At 42.8% G+C, this 16989-nt stretch carries 15 protein-coding genes and 1 pseudogene; 8 read left to right on the top strand and 8 right to left on the bottom strand.

The window, feature by feature from the left end:
* Positions 1 to 254: 254 nt before the first annotated feature.
* Together ACYTXL_RS06990 and ACYTXL_RS06995 are read right to left on the bottom strand one after the other, a co-directional pair.
* Positions 255 to 1175: a lysophospholipase gene (locus tag ACYTXL_RS06990; RefSeq protein WP_461924072.1), complete on the bottom strand. Its 921-nt coding sequence runs from the start codon at positions 1173 to 1175 to the stop codon at positions 255 to 257.
* Between the two features lie 599 nt (positions 1176 to 1774).
* Positions 1775 to 3412: a hypothetical protein gene (locus tag ACYTXL_RS06995; protein WP_461924073.1), complete on the bottom strand. Its 1638-nt coding sequence runs from the start codon at positions 3410 to 3412 to the stop codon at positions 1775 to 1777.
* Between the two features lie 102 nt (positions 3413 to 3514).
* Between ACYTXL_RS06995 and ACYTXL_RS07000 the strand changes: the two are divergent.
* A pseudogene (locus ACYTXL_RS07000) lies at positions 3515 to 3869 on the top strand (alpha-mannosidase); the annotation flags it as partial.
* 123 nt (positions 3870 to 3992) lie between these two features.
* Here the strand turns inward: ACYTXL_RS07000 and ACYTXL_RS07005 are convergent.
* Together ACYTXL_RS07005 and psbN are read right to left on the bottom strand one after the other, a co-directional pair.
* Positions 3993 to 5207 (bottom strand): RNA-guided endonuclease InsQ/TnpB family protein, encoded by a 1215-nt coding sequence (locus ACYTXL_RS07005; RefSeq protein WP_461924074.1) that lies wholly within the window; start codon positions 5205 to 5207, stop codon positions 3993 to 3995.
* A gap of 53 nt (positions 5208 to 5260) precedes the next feature.
* A complete protein-coding gene (gene psbN, locus ACYTXL_RS07010; protein ID WP_196525836.1) occupies positions 5261 to 5392 on the bottom strand; it encodes a photosystem II reaction center protein PsbN in 132 nt (43 codons plus the stop codon).
* Positions 5393 to 5477: 85 nt separating this feature from the next.
* Between psbN and psbH the strand changes: the two genes are divergently transcribed.
* From psbH to pth, 3 genes are all read left to right on the top strand, one after another.
* On the top strand, positions 5478 to 5681 hold the full coding sequence (gene psbH / locus ACYTXL_RS07015; protein ID WP_461924075.1) for a photosystem II reaction center phosphoprotein PsbH: 204 nt from the start codon (positions 5478 to 5480) through the stop codon (positions 5679 to 5681).
* A gap of 150 nt (positions 5682 to 5831) precedes the next feature.
* Positions 5832 to 6104: a TatA/E family twin arginine-targeting protein translocase gene (locus tag ACYTXL_RS07020; protein WP_292796360.1), complete on the top strand. Its 273-nt coding sequence runs from the start codon at positions 5832 to 5834 to the stop codon at positions 6102 to 6104.
* A 314-nt stretch (positions 6105 to 6418) separates the two neighbouring features.
* Positions 6419 to 7060 carry an aminoacyl-tRNA hydrolase gene (pth, locus tag ACYTXL_RS07025; RefSeq protein WP_461924076.1) on the top strand — a complete coding sequence of 214 codons (642 nt, stop codon included), beginning with the start codon at positions 6419 to 6421 and terminating at the stop codon, positions 7058 to 7060.
* Between the two features lie 234 nt (positions 7061 to 7294).
* Here the strand turns inward: pth and ACYTXL_RS07030 are convergent, their stop codons facing one another.
* Positions 7295 to 7639 carry a hypothetical protein gene (locus ACYTXL_RS07030; RefSeq protein ID WP_461924077.1) on the bottom strand — a complete coding sequence of 115 codons (345 nt, stop codon included), beginning with the start codon at positions 7637 to 7639 and terminating at the stop codon, positions 7295 to 7297.
* Positions 7640 to 8152: 513 nt separating this feature from the next.
* On the opposite strand from ACYTXL_RS07030, the gene ACYTXL_RS07035 reads away from it, so the two are divergent.
* Positions 8153 to 8992, top strand: coding sequence for an SPFH domain-containing protein (locus ACYTXL_RS07035; RefSeq protein ID WP_461924078.1), 840 nt, complete (start codon positions 8153 to 8155; stop codon positions 8990 to 8992).
* On the opposite strand, the gene folP is transcribed toward ACYTXL_RS07035, so the two are convergent.
* Complete coding sequence (folP, locus tag ACYTXL_RS07040) at positions 8989 to 9849, bottom strand: dihydropteroate synthase (RefSeq protein ID WP_461924079.1); 861 nt, start codon at positions 9847 to 9849, stop codon at positions 8989 to 8991. The genes ACYTXL_RS07035 and folP overlap by 4 nt on opposite strands.
* A gap of 52 nt (positions 9850 to 9901) precedes the next feature.
* Entirely contained in the window at positions 9902 to 10633 is a 732-nt protein-coding gene (tpiA, locus tag ACYTXL_RS07045) for a triose-phosphate isomerase (protein WP_461924080.1), read from the bottom strand.
* Positions 10634 to 10878: 245 nt separating this feature from the next.
* Between tpiA and ACYTXL_RS07050 the strand changes: the two genes are divergently transcribed.
* Positions 10879 to 12360, top strand: a complete 1482-nt coding sequence (locus ACYTXL_RS07050; protein ID WP_461924081.1) for a GTP-binding protein — start codon at positions 10879 to 10881, stop codon at positions 12358 to 12360.
* A gap of 508 nt (positions 12361 to 12868) precedes the next feature.
* On the opposite strand, the gene ACYTXL_RS07055 is transcribed toward ACYTXL_RS07050, so the two are convergent.
* Positions 12869 to 14521 carry a mechanosensitive ion channel gene (locus ACYTXL_RS07055; protein ID WP_461924082.1) on the bottom strand — a complete coding sequence of 551 codons (1653 nt, stop codon included), beginning with the start codon at positions 14519 to 14521 and terminating at the stop codon, positions 12869 to 12871.
* A gap of 288 nt (positions 14522 to 14809) precedes the next feature.
* On the opposite strand from ACYTXL_RS07055, the gene ACYTXL_RS07060 reads away from it, so the two are divergent.
* Both ACYTXL_RS07060 and ACYTXL_RS07065 read left to right on the top strand, forming a co-directional pair.
* Positions 14810 to 15253, top strand: coding sequence for an SRPBCC family protein (locus ACYTXL_RS07060; RefSeq protein ID WP_461924083.1), 444 nt, complete (start codon positions 14810 to 14812; stop codon positions 15251 to 15253).
* A gap of 105 nt (positions 15254 to 15358) precedes the next feature.
* On the top strand, positions 15359 to 16669 hold the full coding sequence (locus tag ACYTXL_RS07065; RefSeq protein ID WP_461924084.1) for an efflux RND transporter periplasmic adaptor subunit: 1311 nt from the start codon (positions 15359 to 15361) through the stop codon (positions 16667 to 16669).
* The last annotated feature ends 320 nt before the right edge of the window (positions 16670 to 16989 follow it).

Below are 16989 nucleotides of genomic sequence, written 5' to 3' on the forward strand. Positions count from 1 at the left end.
CAAGCTATGGCTGACGCTGTAAATTATATTACCGAAGATGATGCCTTCGGTTGGTTCAACCACTGTGGTCTATTTACCTGAAAATTGCTGTAATAACGAAGCTGGTAACTTAGGCTTGATGGTTCTTATATCAACTCTGCAAAGAATGTCGGAACTGCAACTAAACGATATAAAGTTCCGATACGAGTTAGTTACTGACTGATTATTGGAGATGTGACTTAATGATTTTAGTTATATTAATGAGTATTAGACTGCTAAGAACTAGGAAACTCAGTTTCAGCGCTTCCCCCTCCTAACTGCACCACCTTAGATGGTAGGTGTCCCTCCAACCAATCTTCTAAATCAGCCATTACCTCAGGGTAATTGAGGTCATTTTGAATATCGTGATAGGCTCCCGGATACTCGATTCTCAGCTTATCTTTGCAATTTACCCGTTGGTAAAAGATATCACTTCCCACTGGTAAAGCCACTCGGTCTGCGCCACCGTGGAGAATCAACAATGGTAATTGCCAATCACCTGCGTGAGCATTAATCCAATTAACTGTTGCAAAGAATTCTGTCGCTAGACGGGCAGTAGCACGGGTATGTCGCAGTGTATCCTGAGCATAGGCGGCTAAAATCTGCTGATCTCGTGAACCAGCGCTGATGTCAATGCCTGTATTCAGGGTGAAACGCGGCCACACCTGCGAGAGCATTTTTCCTAAAAGCACGCGAGTAGGTGAAACCCCAACTTTCCCCAAGGTTGGCGCTAAAGCGATCGCACCCTGCAATACTGATGCTTGTTGGGGATAGCGCAAAATGTAATCTAAGACAATTACTGCGCCTAAACTATGACCCAAGAGAAAAATTGGGCATCCTGGCTGCTGAGTTTGAATTAACTCTAAAAAGGCTCGCAAGTCTTCACGAAACTCACTCCAAGCGTTGATATAGCCTCGCTGACCTGGTGAGCGTCCATGACCACGCAAGTCTAAGCTGTAGATAGCATATTGTTTGGGTATCAAATGCTGAATTACATTACTGTAGCGATCGCTGTGTCCTCCGAGTCCATGCAAAATGGCTAATATTGCCCGTACTTTACCCTCTGGATGCCAGCTTTGGTAATACAGGTCAAGTCCTCCAACACCCTGAAATGTGCCTTCTTTACGAGACACTAGGCGATCGCTATGGTCAATCATAGAGTTAATGTTTTACATATTTTCCCAGCAAGCTACTAATATGTCAACATCCATTGTAGTAAAAATAGCTTCGAGCTATGGGAGTAATTACAGTGAATTTAGTTACCCTCACGTATTTAAAGGCTTCTAACCCTTGTCGTCAACCACATTTTTGTAACAATCAAAGTGTAGCGCTTACCCTGCAATCCCGCCCAGAACTTCAGTTCTCGGCTAATAGCTCAAGTCCACTCAAGTGGACTTAAATTTTCGCTTTTACAGAGTATAGCTATTTACATCAGTTAAAATCTTATATTTAGTCCTCTTGAGAGGACTTTAGCTATTAGCCTCGGAATTTATTCCCAGGCGGGATGACAACGAAGCGGAAGATTTATAAAGATGTTAGTAATGACAAGAGCTTTTAAGTAAGTGGGTCAAATTAAATATAAAACCTTACTCTGCCTCTGGCTTCCCTCTCCGAACTCACGGAGAGGGATTGAGGGTGAGGTTTTATCTTATATTTAATTGTGCCTTCCTACTTTAACCGTGCGTTAATTAATAATATGACCTCAAGAATTATGATTAGTTCATGAATTAAAACCCTTCTTAATTAGGAATTAGTATTATTTCCCCTGCCACATCTGGCGCAACGACTGAAAAATATTTACAAATACTTTTTCTAGCCAGAGCATAACATCATCAAGCCATTGCAGAAGTTGTTCTAAAGGGTGCTTCTCATAGCCCGTTGAAGTTGCTTTGGTTTCTATCCAGTCTGGCTGTGCCTCGACTTGACTGCTTTGGTGAAATTGCTGTTGCAAAATTTCCCCTTTACGACTCTCGCTTTTAGTTTGGGAAATGCGGGTTTGGCTTTGTTTTGCAGAGGCAACTTTTGCCGATGTTTTTTGACTGGAAGCGAGATTACTAGTTGATTGTTTCCTTTGCACCAAACCAGATTTGACTTGAGGTTGTTTTACACTCAAATTCTTTTGGGGAAAATGCCCTACTGATAAACTTGATTCTAAACCAGAAGTTTTCCTTTGAGAAACTGGAACTGGCTTCTCCACAACTGTTTCGGTGTCACCAAATAAATCACTCCATTTTAGCCAAGAATCATCTGTTAAATCCTGGTTCTCCAACTGAGGGTTTTTGGATAAGGCTTTTCTAAAGCTTGATGATAATAGTTTACCCGGCAATCTCTGATCATTGGTTGTTGACTCAAGTGTTTTTCTATTACCAACACCAAAAAAGTAATTAAGCGCCGCCTCAATCAAAGCCTCAAGATTCAGTGTATGAGTTTCCAAACTATCAGCAGTGGTTGCAATTTCTCCCTTACCAGCTAATTGCTCTTTGCCATAAAGAAATATATTTAACTGAGTTTGAGCAACTTGGACAATTTCCTGGCTACGTTCTTGCACAGGTACTAAAGCGTTTGACTCCAACTTAGCAACAGCTATATCTAAAAATGCTAATAATCTATCTGTATTAAGTAAATCTTTTGGTATACCCTCGGCTAAAACTGGAATGTTAGCTGTATTTCCGTCAGTGAGTTTTGCTAATAAATGGTCAATTTGTGGTAATAGCTGCGTTTGGTTTTTAGCTTCAATCAACCGCCAGGACTGCCAGTAATTAGCAACTTCGTTAATAATCCGGTCTTCTAATTTTGCCTGCTGTTGGGGTGTCAAAATATCTAGAATTTCATTATCAACAGTCACAAGTACTAAATTCCGATTGATCAAATTTGTGGCAATTCCGCACACTATTGGAAGATGCTGTTGAAGAGGATTTTTCAAGTGTGAAGGTTTGAGACTTTCCGCTTGATTATCTGTAATATTTGATGATTGAGTAAGATTAGCGTTATTATCAACGAATTTTAGCCGAAAAACTCCCAAGTAAGCCAAGGGATTGAAAAGTTCAGATGTTTTGGTAGGAGTAGAGGCGGGTTCATCAAATGATAGATAATTGACTGCCTCTAGTACATGTTGAATGGGACTATCAACATTTGGCACTTCGATCTGGAAATTGGAATCATTTGGTTGTAACTTTAGTTTAGTTTGTGGTTCTTGGGTGTGTAGCGTTTTCCCAAATGATTCAGATGACTGAAACAGTAGATACACTGGGTAAAGTAGTACCTCCACACCCCACTTAGTAGCAACTTGCAAATGCCGATAGGTGTGTTCCCACTGTTGTGTCACCCGCCGAGATTGCTGGTGGACAAAGTTAAATAGTCTGCTTTGATAACGACCAGATGAACCAGAAGACATAGTAGTAATTTTTTAGTTCAAGTCTTGTATAAGTTGTGAGACTCCCGCCAAACAATAAAAACGACTAATAATTATCGTAAGTGACCTTATCTTAGCGAAAATATTCCCCAAGATTTACAGGGTTATCCCTTAGCTGGGTTATCTTTGCGGCTGGCGCTGGTTTGGTGGGCAGATTTTGCTGAGATTTATGTGAATGGGGAGTTAGTGCAGGAGGGTGATTTATTTGATTGTTCGCCTAGAGTGCTTCTCAGTCAAGGGATAACGCCAGGGGAAGAGTTTATTGTGGCTTTGCGGTTAGTGAGTCCGGGACATTGTGATGGTGCTTTAGTGCGATCGCTCCTAGTTTATCAGTCTACTGTTGATATATAGTCCTGATCCGGGTTTTGTGGCTGATGAGTTAGCTATGGTGCAACTTTATTTGCAAAAGTTTGCACCGGAGAAGGTGGATATTTTGGCGGCGTAGGGGAAGTTGCGAACCGCAGAGGCCCAGAGGACACGGAGGTAGAGAAGGGAGAGTTGGTAAAATCGTTTTTGTCCCTACTTGACATCCTCCCCGCCGTGAACGGTCGGGGATTCCAATCTAATCAAACAGACTTAACTGTATGAATTCCTGGCGGGTTGGCGCTTCACGGGATGCTGCTACCTTTGCGGCAGTCTGACGCTTTCCTCCACGTCCGTTTTGAGTCTCCGAATGTCCTCCGGCGACTTTTATATTAACTGCGGCGTTTACGTCTCTATCGTGAACAGCTTCGCAATTCAAGCAAATCCACTCACGAATTGAGAGGTCGAGTTTGCCACCTCTAAATCCGCAAGATGAACAAGTTTGACTTGTTGGCTCCCATCTACTAATGACGCGAAACTCACGCCCGTATTTTTCCGCTTTGCCTTCCAGAAATGTTCTAAACTGTCTCCATCCTAAATCGCTAATCGCTCTGGATAGTTTTCGGTTTTTCAGCATTCCTGAGATATTTAAATCTTCTAAGATAATCGCTTGATTCTCACGAATTAACCTAGTAGATAGTTTGTGTAAGAAGTCTGTTCTGGTGTCCTTAAGTTTTGCTTGTAGTTTAGCTTTGCGTTGCCTTGCTGATTCGTATCGCTTAGACCCTCTTGTTTTACCAGACAAGTTTTTACTAAGTCGCCGCACCCTCCCAATACGTTTTTTAAGCGGTTTTGGCGCGTCTATCTTTTCCCCAGTGCTGAGAGTAGCAAACGTTGTTATACCTAAATCCACGCCAACAGCATTATTTAGTTGTGGCAGTGGTAGAGATTCAATCTCTACCACAAAACTTACAAAGTACCGTCCTGCTGCATCCCTAAGAACAGTTACAGACGATGGCTCGGCAGGTAATACCCTTGACCAAACGACTTCCACTTGTCCAATCTTGGCTAGATTTACCGATGTTTGGCACACCTTAAATCCACCTTTGCGAAAACGAGCCGATTGAGCAGCTCGACGTTTTTTAAACTTGGGAGGTCGAACAGGTTTACCCTTGCGTTCTTTTTTGCATGACTTAAAGAAGTTTTGGTATGCCTGTTCTAAGTCATTTAAGGACTGTTGCAAGGGGATGTTTGAGACTTCAGACAACCAAGCTCTTTCATCCGTTTTCTTGGCTTGAGTGATGAACAGTTTTTGCAGGTCTGCACCACTCGGCTTCTTATTGCCTGTTTGATATTCAGTCTTGCAATGAGCAAGTGCATCATTCCAGACCACACGAACGCACCCAAACAACTTGCTCAATAGCATCTGCTGGGCATCGGTCGGATAGATTCGGTAACGATAACGTGCAATCACAAGTATGATTATATCATTTGGTCTACCACTATGAATAAAGAATAATGACTCGTTTAATCCTCGTGGTCATCAAACGGATCGTTCAATTGCTTGCTAGGAGGACCAAAGGAGGTATAAATCGACAGTCCGGTGATGGCAACCACCACGACAGCCACAGAAATGCTAAGAACTATTGCGGGTTCCATAATTGAGGGATAGATTATGAGTGCTATTCTTATAGAATATTACAGAAGATTAAAAAAAGCTTTGGTAAGTAATCTTGGGTGAACTATGGCACAAAGGACTTGGTTGGGAGATATCCTGAAACCCCTGAACTCTGAGTATGGGAAGGTGGCTCCAGGATGGGGTACTACCCCTGTAATGGCTGTTTTTATTTCGCTATTTTTTGTGTTTCTGCTAATTATTCTGCAACTTTACAATAAATCACTGTTGATTCAGGATGTAGTTGTTGATTGGCGGAGTTTAGGACGCTAAGGGATACACAGCTATCAAGTTTGGATCACAAGTTAAGTTACACCCGGTTTTTCCGGGTTTTTTTGTCAAAGTTCAATGCACACTAACTATTGAGTAGACTACATAATATGTGAGTTTCTGTAGTGGTTCTATAGTTTACAGGAGATAAAAATGAATATATTTGGTATCGGTCTGCCGGAAATGGCTGTAATTATGGTAGTGGCGTTGTTAATCTTTGGCCCAAAGAAGCTGCCAGAAATTGGTCGGAGTGTGGGCAAAACAATTCGTAGTTTCCAAGAAGCTTCTAAGGACTTTCAAAACGAGTTTCAAAAAGAAGCAGAACAGTTAGAAGAAGTTGTAAAGACTACTGCTGAATTGGAACCTAAGCAAATCCACCCGGCTAAATCTGAGCAGGATGCCGCTAGTTCTTCCCAACCTAGCTAGGAGAAAATACGAATTTTGGACTTCGACTTCTCTACGAGACGCTACGCGAACGCTCAGTCGAACGATTTTGGATTTTAGATTTTAGATTGTTTTGCGGTTTAAAGCAAGGTCTCTGGTGAACGTAACAAATCCAAAAGACGCTTGTTCCGACCTGCGCTATCGTCAATCTCAAATCACTAAGCCTTGTACCCTTGCGGTCTGTTTCAATCCAAAAGACGCGACGCTCGAATACTCGCTAACGCTGCGCTATCGGAGACTGGCTAACGCTACGCTATCGCAAATCTAAAATCTAAAATTGATTGACTGTAGGCAAAATGACAGAACCAGTTACGCAACCAGCTTTGGTAATTCCCCAGCTAATTGTCGGATTGGGGAATCCAGAAGCTAAGTACGACCAAACACGCCATAATATCGGCTTTGCTGCTGTAGAAACTCTCTCCCGTTCTTGGCGCATTCCCTTGGCGGAAAACCGCAAGTTTCAAGGTGAGTATGGCGAGGGTATGGCCTCAGGTGGAGGTAAGATTCGCTTGCTAAAGCCCTTAACTTATATGAATCGCTCAGGACAGGCAATACAAGCGGTGACAAGTTGGTATAAATTGCCGCCCGAATCTGTGCTGGTAATTTATGATGATATGGATTTGCCCTTGGGAAAAACTCGTCTGCGCTTATCTGGTTCGGCTGGGGGACATAACGGCATGAAAAGCGCGATCGCACATCTTAGTACCCAAAACTTTCCGCGTTTGCGAATCGGTATTGGTAAACCCAAAGGTGCAGCTAATAACGATGATTCCGATGCTATCTCCCATGTGCTGGGGCGCTTTTCCGCAGCCGAAAATCAGCTTATGCCTCTTGTACTTCAGTTCGTGGTTGAGTGTATTGAACTAAGCCTCAAGCAGGGAGTAGAAAAGGCGATGAATCTTTGTAATAGTCGCACCATTAATAATTCTGAGTCTTAGGGTTAGATGAATAGTGCCTTATCAGCGAGAAAAAAGGAGTTTGAAGGCGCTTATTTTGCTTGATGAGCAGCAATTTTAGCTTGCTCTATCCAACCAATATAAAGCCCTTAACGGAAGTATCTCGCTTTTGTAAAAAGCCTTGTAAAACCTCACCAAAAGCCTCTCCGTGGGTTCGGAGAAGGAGCAAGAATCTTGTTTCTCATCGGTGAAAAAATATGACTATCTTGACAGATTTTAAAAGCTGATTCTGCCCTCATTTAGTAATTTATATCCAAATGCTAATGCTGCAAAAGCAATGATGAAATCCCATAAGCTAGTTGGCTTTAAAATAACTCCACCACTTAAGAAAACTAGTACTATACCAATGCCTAGAAAAATCCATCCCAAGTTACCAGTTTCTCTACTAAAAAAAACTAATGCAAATACACCTATCATAGTTGCGATAACGGAAGCTGTAGCAGGTAAGCTACGGTAAAAATATGAATAGTAACCGCTAACAAATATGATGTCTTGACCAAAAAAGTATAAGCCTATAATAAGTAGGATTAAACCTATAAGTCTGATTAACAGCCTGCTCATAATATTTTTACGTTTTTAATGGCTGAAGCTAATTTTAATCCGATCATACTGGATCAGTTTATATTGTGCTATATTTTACGTTAAATACTTTAAATTAAGTGAATATATTGAATAAAAGTCCTGATTGTCTGAAGATGTCAGTACAATTCAGGAGTACTGAGTAGTAATTAATGTTTGTGTTTTTAGCCTCAGCACTCAAAACTGGGCACGGGCTAAACCCTAGCTATCCGCTAACAGCACTGTTTCGGTAATGTTGATTAGATAAAGTAGTCCTTGCCAGGGTTTTATCAAGGTGCTTTAATAGCGATGTCTGACGACAAGAAGCAGAGCTTCTACGCATTCCCCAAAACAGTTTTACTTACAGAATATGTACAAAACGCGCAGCGACTCGATATCAGACATCGCTGCTGGTGTTGATAAAATTACAGACTCAAAACATTAAACTCAAAGATATGACAAGGTAGTAGCATATCTTTGACACTAAATTCTCCCCAAACCTGAATAGGAGCATATATGGAGCCAATCATTTTTATAGTTTTAGTGCTTATAGGTTATGCCTTAGGTTCTGCAAAACTGATTAATCAAGGTAATGAAGCCCTAGTCGAACGCCTGGGACGGTATCATCGGAAACTTAAGCCGGGGTTGAACTTTATTGTTCCCTTGGTAGATCAGGTTGTGATGGAAGATACTACACGAGAGCAAATTTTAGACATCAAGCCTCAGAATGTGATCACCAAAGATAATATTTATCTGGAAGTAGATGGGGTTGTGTACTGGCGCATTCGAGATATTGAGAAAAGCTTTTACGCTATTGAGGATCTCCAAGGAGCGCTGATAAATCTGACTACAACCACGCTCCGCGAAATCATTGCCCAGAACACTCTGGAGCAGACCAATGTCTCTAGAGCAGAAATGCACCAAGCTATCTCAGAGCAGTTAAATCATATAACCACGGATTGGGGAGCTGAGATTATCCGGTTAGATATTCAGAATATTACATTACCTGAGAGTGTACGAAAGTCAAGAGAAGAAGAGCAAGCCGCTGAAATCAAAAAACGGGCGCTGATTACCGAAGCAGAAGGGGAAAAAGAAGCGGCGATTAAAAAAGCAGAAGGAACTATGGCTTCAGTGGAAATCATTTCTCAAGCGCTACGTTCCAATCACAGTCGGGACATTTTGCGGTATCTCGTGGCTCAAGATTACGTAGATGCCAGTCAAAAACTCGGTGAGAGCAATAATGCCAAAATAGTCTTTGTAGACCCATCCAACTCAACTGAAATGTTTCAGGAGTTGATAGCCGAGTCGGCAATTACAGAAGGCCACAGCAAAAAATCCGAAAACGGCAATGCTTAACAGTAAGACTGTGCCGCTTGTCTGAATATTGCATCGGCTACTAGTGAAACATCGCGCATTTCTTGAACATCGTGAACTCGGAGGATATCAGCACCATTAAAAATAGCAGCACAACAAGCTGCTGCGGTTCCCCAAACTCGTGCTTTGGGATCTGGTTGATTTAAAATCCGACCAATGAAACTTTTACGAGATGCCCCTACCAAGATAGGGCAGTTTAGTGTTGTGAGCGATCGCAAGCCGCGAAAAATTTCTAAATTTTGCTCATAATTCTTAGCAAAGCCAATCCCAGGATCAATAATAATTTTATCCAGATCAATGCCCGCAGTAGTTCCTACCCCAATTTGCCCAGCCAAAAAACTATAAATCTCCATGAGTAAATCTTGATAATCAGTCTGTTGTTGCATTGTCTGTGGTGTTCCCCGGATGTGCATTAAAATAATCGGCACATCTAACTCTGCCACTGTTGGCAACATTTCTGAGTCTAAAGTGCCGCCAGAAATATCATTAATAATATCCGCTCCCGCTTCTACAGATGCCCTAGCTACAGCAGCACGGGTAGTATCTACCGAAATCGGGACTGAAATTTCTGGTCTAATTACTTGTAACACTGATACTACTCGGTCAAGTTCCTCTGTTAGAGTTATTTGCTTTGCCCCTGGTCGAGTTGATTGACCGCCGACATCAATGATGTCAGCACCAGCAGCTACCAGTGCTTGCGCCTGTACTAAAGCAGCAGAGGTAGTGTTAAACTCACCTCCATCACTAAAGCTATCAGGTGTCACATTCAAAATCCCCATCAAATAAGTTCGCTGTCCCCAATCGAAACAGCGTCCTCTAATTATCAAGTTCTTTGGCATAAATCTACATTAGGCATTCCCATGCTCTGCATGGGAACGAGAAGAAGGCACATCAGAGTAATTTAAAATTCACAATCCGAGCGAAACTTTCAGCTTCTAAACTTGCCCCTCCCACTAAAACACCATCAATTTCTGGTTGAGCCATGATCTCATCAATATTATTCGGCTTGACTGAGCCGCCATATTGAATTGATACATTTGGATTACTCAACCGGCTACGAATTAAGCCAATTATCCGATTAGCTTCCACTGTTTCACAAGTGTCACCCGTGCCTATCGCCCAAATTGGTTCATAAGCAATTACCAAATTATTTTGATCAATATCTAGCAAGCCTTTATCAAGTTGGAGAATAATCACTGACTCAGTTTCTCCGGCATCTCGTTGTTGTTTAGTTTCACCAACACAGAGAATTGGGGTTAAACCAAACCTTTGAGCAGTTCGGAGACGTAGATTAACGGTGCCATCGGTTTCACCAAAGTATTGCCGTCGTTCACTATGACCGACAATCACAAAGCGCACACCACTTTCTGTCAGCATTGGGCCAGAAATCTCACCCGTATAGGCTCCAAATTCTTCCCAGTGGACATTTTGTGCTCCCAGTTGGATGAGGCTACCGTGCAAACTCTTGGACAAAAGGCTTAAATCAGTGAATGGAGGGCACAATATCACTTCTCGCCCTTGCGGGGTTTCCTCTAAGTGAGGCAGAAATCCTTGTAAAAACTCCTGGGTCTCTGCCTGAGTTTTGTACATTTTCCAGTTGCCGGCAATAACGATTTTCCGCACAAGTAATTTAGTCAAGATCCTAACGCGTTATTTAGATGCATTTTTCAGTTTATGACTTTTTGTTAGCCATTAGTCTACTAATTGGGCATTGGGCATTGGGTATACTTTATTCCCCTTGTCTCGCTTGTCTGCCTCATCTTGCCAAACCGCTCCTAAAAATAACTAGGATAGTAAAGGGGGTGTATTTAAAATCTAAAATCTAAAATCTAAAATCTAAAATCTAAAATTTAAAATCTAAATTTGATATGACTTCGACATTGCCCTTGCCTGAACCTGATCAAAGCGATTCCGCTAACACTGATGCAAATTCTCTCACATGGGAGGAAGAACTGGATAATGCTATTTTCAGTTTTGAAGATATTCAAACAGAACTGAATTATAAACAAGCACAAACGGCGCTGCGAAACTTGGTAGCTAATCTTGACCTCACCCCCCAAGAAAAAACCGGGTTAGAGGCGGAAATTGCTGATTTGGAAACCATGCTGGGGAAATTAGACCGGATGGTGGTGCAGATTGCGGCTTTTGGCATGGTGGGACGTGGGAAGTCTTCGCTACTGAATGCTTTGGTTGGGCAAACAGTATTTGAAACTGGGCCGCTGCACGGTGTCACCCGTGCTGCACAAACAGTTAGTTGGAGTATTAGTGAGGAAGCGATTGGGGAAACTGAACGGGCTTTGCGAGTCACTCTCCCTGGTGTAGGTCAATCTCAAGTTGAATTAATTGATACTCCTGGGTTAGACGAAGTAGATGGTGCAACCCGTGCCGCATTAGCTGAACAGATTGCCAAACAAGCGGATTTGATTCTGTTTGTGATATCTGGCGACATGACAAAGCTGGAATACATGGCTCTTTCTCAGCTGCGGGAAGCAGGTAAACCGATCATTCTGGTGTTTAACAAAGTAGACCAGTATCCAGAAGCAGACCAGATGGCAATTTATCACAAAATCCGGGATGAAAGGGTGCGGGAATTACTCACACCTCTAGAAATTGTCATGACTGCGGCATCACCATTGGTAAAGACGGCGGTTCGTCGCCCTGATGGTACTAGGGGCATACAGTTGCGTACAGGGAATGCGAAAGTAGAGGAACTGAAGCTGAAAATCTTGGAGATTCTACACCGTGAGGGCAAAGCTTTGGTTGCTCTTAATACCATGCTTTATGCCGACATTGTAAATGAGCAATTGATAGAGCGAAAAGTGATGATTCGGGAACAGAATGCCAATCAGTTGATTTGGAAGGCTGTGATGACTAAAGCATTAGCGATCGCACTCAATCCCCTAACTGTGGTAGATATTCTAAGTAGTGTGGTGATTGATATTGCTCTAATTTTGGGTTTATCTAAACTCTATGGCTTTTCAATGACTGAAACCGGGGCTGTACAATTGCTACAAAAAATCGCCCTGAGTATGGGCGGCATCGGTGCTAGTGAATTGTTAGCAAATTTGGGCTTGAGTGGATTAAAAACTTTACTTGGGATCTCTGCAACAGCTACGGGTGGCATTGCACTTGGCCCTTATATATCGGTGGCAATCACGCAAGCGGGAGTAGCTGGTGTTTCTTCTTACGGTATTGGACAAGTTACCAAAGTTTATTTAGCCAATGGCGCGACTTGGGGACCTGATGGACCGAAAGCGGTGATTAATCGGATTTTGGCAAACCTGGATGAGGCTTCAATTCTCAACCGGATTAAAGATGAATTGCTGTATAAGGTAAAACTCAAAAAGTGATGCATATAAGATAAAACCTCACCCTCAATCCCTCTCCTTGGTAAGGAGAGAGAAGCCGGAGGCAGGGTGAGGTTTTATATTTAATTTGACCCACTTACTTACAGCAGAAATCATGTATTTGAACCACATCTGTCGTAGGGGCACAGCATTGCTGTGCCCCTACCGCGTGGTCTATTTACCTGAAAATAGCTGTAAGTGCGATCGCTCCCATTTATTAATTTAATTTTTTCAAGTTACAAAAATATTGTAGATACTCAATTGCGCGTCTCTGAACTCGGAACTTCGACCTCTGAACTCGGAACTTTGACTTCTGAACTCGGAACTTCGACTTCTGAACTCGGAACTTAAGCTTCTGAACTCCATATGTCAAGTTCTACACTCAAACTCCGAGATTCTCAACTCTAACTTTCAACCTCTTAAGCAAAATTGCCGAGAGATTTTTTTCACTATTGATGCTTACGGCTGCACTTTCGGAGATTTACAGACAAAATTGCACCTTCATCAACTTCTAGTTTCTACCTTTGAAAGAGTCTAGCCATTCTTGAACTTGCTCTCGTGCAATCTCGCGTCCTCCAAGACCAAAGGCTAGGGCAATTGCAACAGCGATCGCACCTAGTAAAAGTCCAAAGGCTAAATTTACAATATCACTGGCAACTCCAATCTGTTGCAGTGCCATTGCAGAGACTAAGGCAATAATCGCAATCCGCGCTATTTGACCCAAAATCTGGGCTTGGCGTTCGCCGGAACTGGTAATGATGTTAAAAGCTAGATTTGCCAGGAATAAGCCAATGGCAAAGATCACCAATCCCGCCAAAATCCGCCCGAATATGACCACAATACCAGACACTAATGCTGTCAGGGCTGGAATATTCAGGATATTCACCGCCGCCACCGTCGCAAATAGCATGATACCTACTAAGGCAACAATGCCGACGATTTCCGATGGAGTGCGGCTTGGAGTCTGGGGGGCTGTTGATTCTCTAGAAATTACGATTTGTCTGGTGGGTGTTGTCAGACCCAAAATAGTGAAAATGTTATTAAAGCCTAAATTGGTCAGGATACTTGTAACCAAATCTGCGACAAACCGCCCCACAAAATACGCTACAATCCAAATTGCCACAGCTGTAAAGATGGCAGGTAGGGCGTTGAGAACCTGTTGCAGCATGGCGATCGCAGGTATTGAGATCGCATCAATTCGCAAGGCATTCAGCGCTGCGATCGCCACAGGAATCAAAATCAAAACATAGACAATTGTGCCGATAATACTCGATAGAGGTTGCACCCCCGCAGCTGAAGATAATCCCAACCGAGTACCCAAACGGTCAATGCCTGTTGCCACCAGCAAGTTCGTCACAATCCGCCGTACCACATTAGCGATGAACCAGCCAACTACAGAAATTAATATCGCCGCTAAAATCTTCGGCAGAATTAGCAGAACTTCTGTAATTAGAGATTGTACTGGTTGTAGAGCCTGCCTGAGTTCGAGAGCATCCAAAACTGGGGCGAGAAACAGTAAAAATATAAACCAATACAGAGCATTACCAATCGTCTCACTCAAAGACAACTGATTCAGGCTGGGTGGACTGTCTTCTGGTTCTGGATTCAAACGCTCATCCAAGTTAAATGCCTGTAATGAGCGCACAGTGATAATCTTCACAATGGTCGCCAAAAACCAGGCGGTTACTAAAAGGATTCCCGCACCAACCAACTTTGGCAAAAAGCCAATAAGTTGATTGAGAAAATTATTCAGCGGTCGAGAGGCTACCTCCAGATCCAATGTCTGTAAAACAGCTACCGCCGTCAACAGGATAATGCTCCAAAAAACTAAGCTGGAGATTAATTTCTCTACTTGGGGAACATCTTGACGACCCGTTATCCCGGCGGCAATGCGGTTATCTATGTTTGTGCGATTAAGAATTCCTCGCGTCAGTGCTGCTGCGCCCAACGCAATTAGCCAACCTACTAACAAAATTGCCACTGCCGCCAGCAGCCTGGGTGTAAATAGAATCAACTCTTGAACAATACCTTGCACATCAGCGATCCCTTGATTCACTGCTGGTTGTGTCAGTTGCAGGTTAGGCGATTGTGCCAAAAATTGCTGCCCCCTCGTGGACAAAGCAACTCCTATCACCTGATTTATTCCTTGCCAAGTTGTGTTCATGGTTTTCGGGAATTAAGCTTAAGTATTCGCCGCAAACACTGAGTCAGTGTTTCGCCTATCAATTTAGCAGTAAAAACATACATCTATGGGATTGAGATCAAGAATAATTTTTGAGTTTGTTACTTATATAGGACTTACGCAATCAAAGCCTGAAACCTCGATCCCCCTTAAAAAGGGGGTTGGGGGATCTATAAATGCGTAAGTCCTGACTGATATTTGCTTTAATCTACTGTCAGTGCGGAATTTTGCGTTACTCTAATTAGCAAGCAACAGCATCAAAGATGTGGAATGTCCCAAGTTTTGTCACAATCGATTCAAATTAATGCTACAGCTACGGTGGTGGAGCGCTGTATTAGCGATTTAAACCTCATGCACCGTTGGCTCAACCCCGTTCTCCGTTGCGAACCTGTGGGCGAAGCTTGGAGTACTGATGTTGGCAGTCAAAGTCGTTTTATCATTCAAATTCCTTTACTAAAACCCACGTTGAATAGCGTAGTTGTGGAACGCGAACCGGGTTTGATAGTCTGGGAATTTCAGGGATTTTTTCAAGGGCGCGATCGCTGGGAATGTCAGCCAACAGAAAGGGGAACGTGCCTAATCAACCGTTTTGAGTACGATATCGCTAACCCTTTAGTGAGTTGGGGTTTCAACACCTTTGCTGCATCTTGGACAAAAGAAGATATGCAAGCCCAACTGCACCGCCTCAAACGAGTCGCAGAAGAACAAGAATAATTCGCTCATTAGTCTTTTAACTAAGCAATGCTGTGTCAATATGGTGCTGACACAGCATTTTTAATAGAATTATAGTTAATTTGTTCCTTAAGTTCCTCATCAGCCATGACATCCCCTGAGCCTCAAACTGATTTTGGAGACAAACCTCCACAAAACTCATTTGAGCCACCTTCTGGAAAACGGCAGTGGCTTTGGCTGTTTTTAGCTGCACTACTATTGTTAGGGGGCGGAGCCGCTCTAGTTTGGCGTTTGCTGACTCCGCAAAATTCAGCGCCTTCAACTGCTAAGGCTCAACCTCTAGGGGTAAGAGTCAAAATATCGACAGTACAAAGCGGCATAATTGAGGAAAGTTCAGATTTTATTGCTAGCCTAAAATCCCAGCGCTCAGTCAGGCTCCAGGCGAGGATTCAAGGCCAAGTTACCCAGATATTTGTCAAATCGGGAGATCCAGTCGCAGCCGGAGCGACAATTATCCAAGTAGATCATACGCCACAAGCTGCGATCGCTCTTAGCAATCCTCTACCTCAAGCATTTTTAGTGCAACTGCTAAATGCCCGCGCTACACTCAAATCTCTGGAAGCAGAACGAGCATCCTATGTTGCGAATGTGCAATTATACCAGCAGAACTACCAAAAGTATGTCACCCTAGCTGAGGAAGGAGCCGTGTCTCGACAGACTCGCAATCAGTATGCTGATCGGCTCGCTACTACTAAGACTAGTCTTGATGCAATTAATTCTAGAATTCAAGCACAACGAGGGATCATATTGCAAGCTGAAAAAACCTTGCATCAAGGTAATGTAAATACTCAAAAACAACAGATCGAGTATGACAAAATTACGGCTCCCTTTAGTGGCACAGTTGGCGACATTGCGGTGAAAGTCGGTGATTTAGTTAATACTTCCACACAATTAGTTAATATCACCCAAAATCGACCTTTAGAAGTCAATATCTCTGTACCACTAAAGCAAGGAACCCAATTGCGTAAGGGAATGCCTGTGGAGGTTATGAACACACAAGGTCAGAAGCTTGGTAGAAGTAGGGTCTTTTTTATTGCACCTAATGCCAATAATGAAACACAAGGGATACTGATCAAAGCACTGTTTAATAACCCTAATGGTCAGCTACGTGCAGATCAATTGGTCAGGGCTAGATTGTTCTGGAATCAGCGCCCCGGAGTTTTAATCCCCACAACAGCAATGACTCGTATAGCTGGGGATACTTTTGTTTATGTAGTTGAAACCGAAAATTCTCCCCAAGGTGTATCCCAACAAGTAGCTCGGCAAAAGCGAGTGAAGCTAGGCGAGATTAAAGGTAATAATTATCAAGTTATTGAAGGATTACAGCCAGAAGATAAAGTTATTATCTCAGGGTTGCTCAATCTCAGGGATGGTGTTGCGATCGTTCCAGAATCTTAATTAAGGGGAGTAGTTCTTAATTTTGTCTGCTACCAATACCCACTCAAGAGCGTTAACTATAGCAATCCTAAATGAGTTACGAACAAAAGATGCCCGACTTCTTGAAGAAGTTGGGCATCTGAGCCTGTAGGTGGAGAGCAAATCAAATCGGATTGCTATATATAGCGATGTCTGAGGACAAGCCGCTCTGCGTCTATGCTCCTTTGTATCCAATACACTCTGACCTCTCTGTTAAAAGCAGAGCATTCGTGACAGCTTAAGCTATAACCCATATTCCGCACTTCAAGATATAATACATCGAACTTCAAGAATAATTTCTA

The organism is Nostoc sp. (assembly GCF_054880495.1).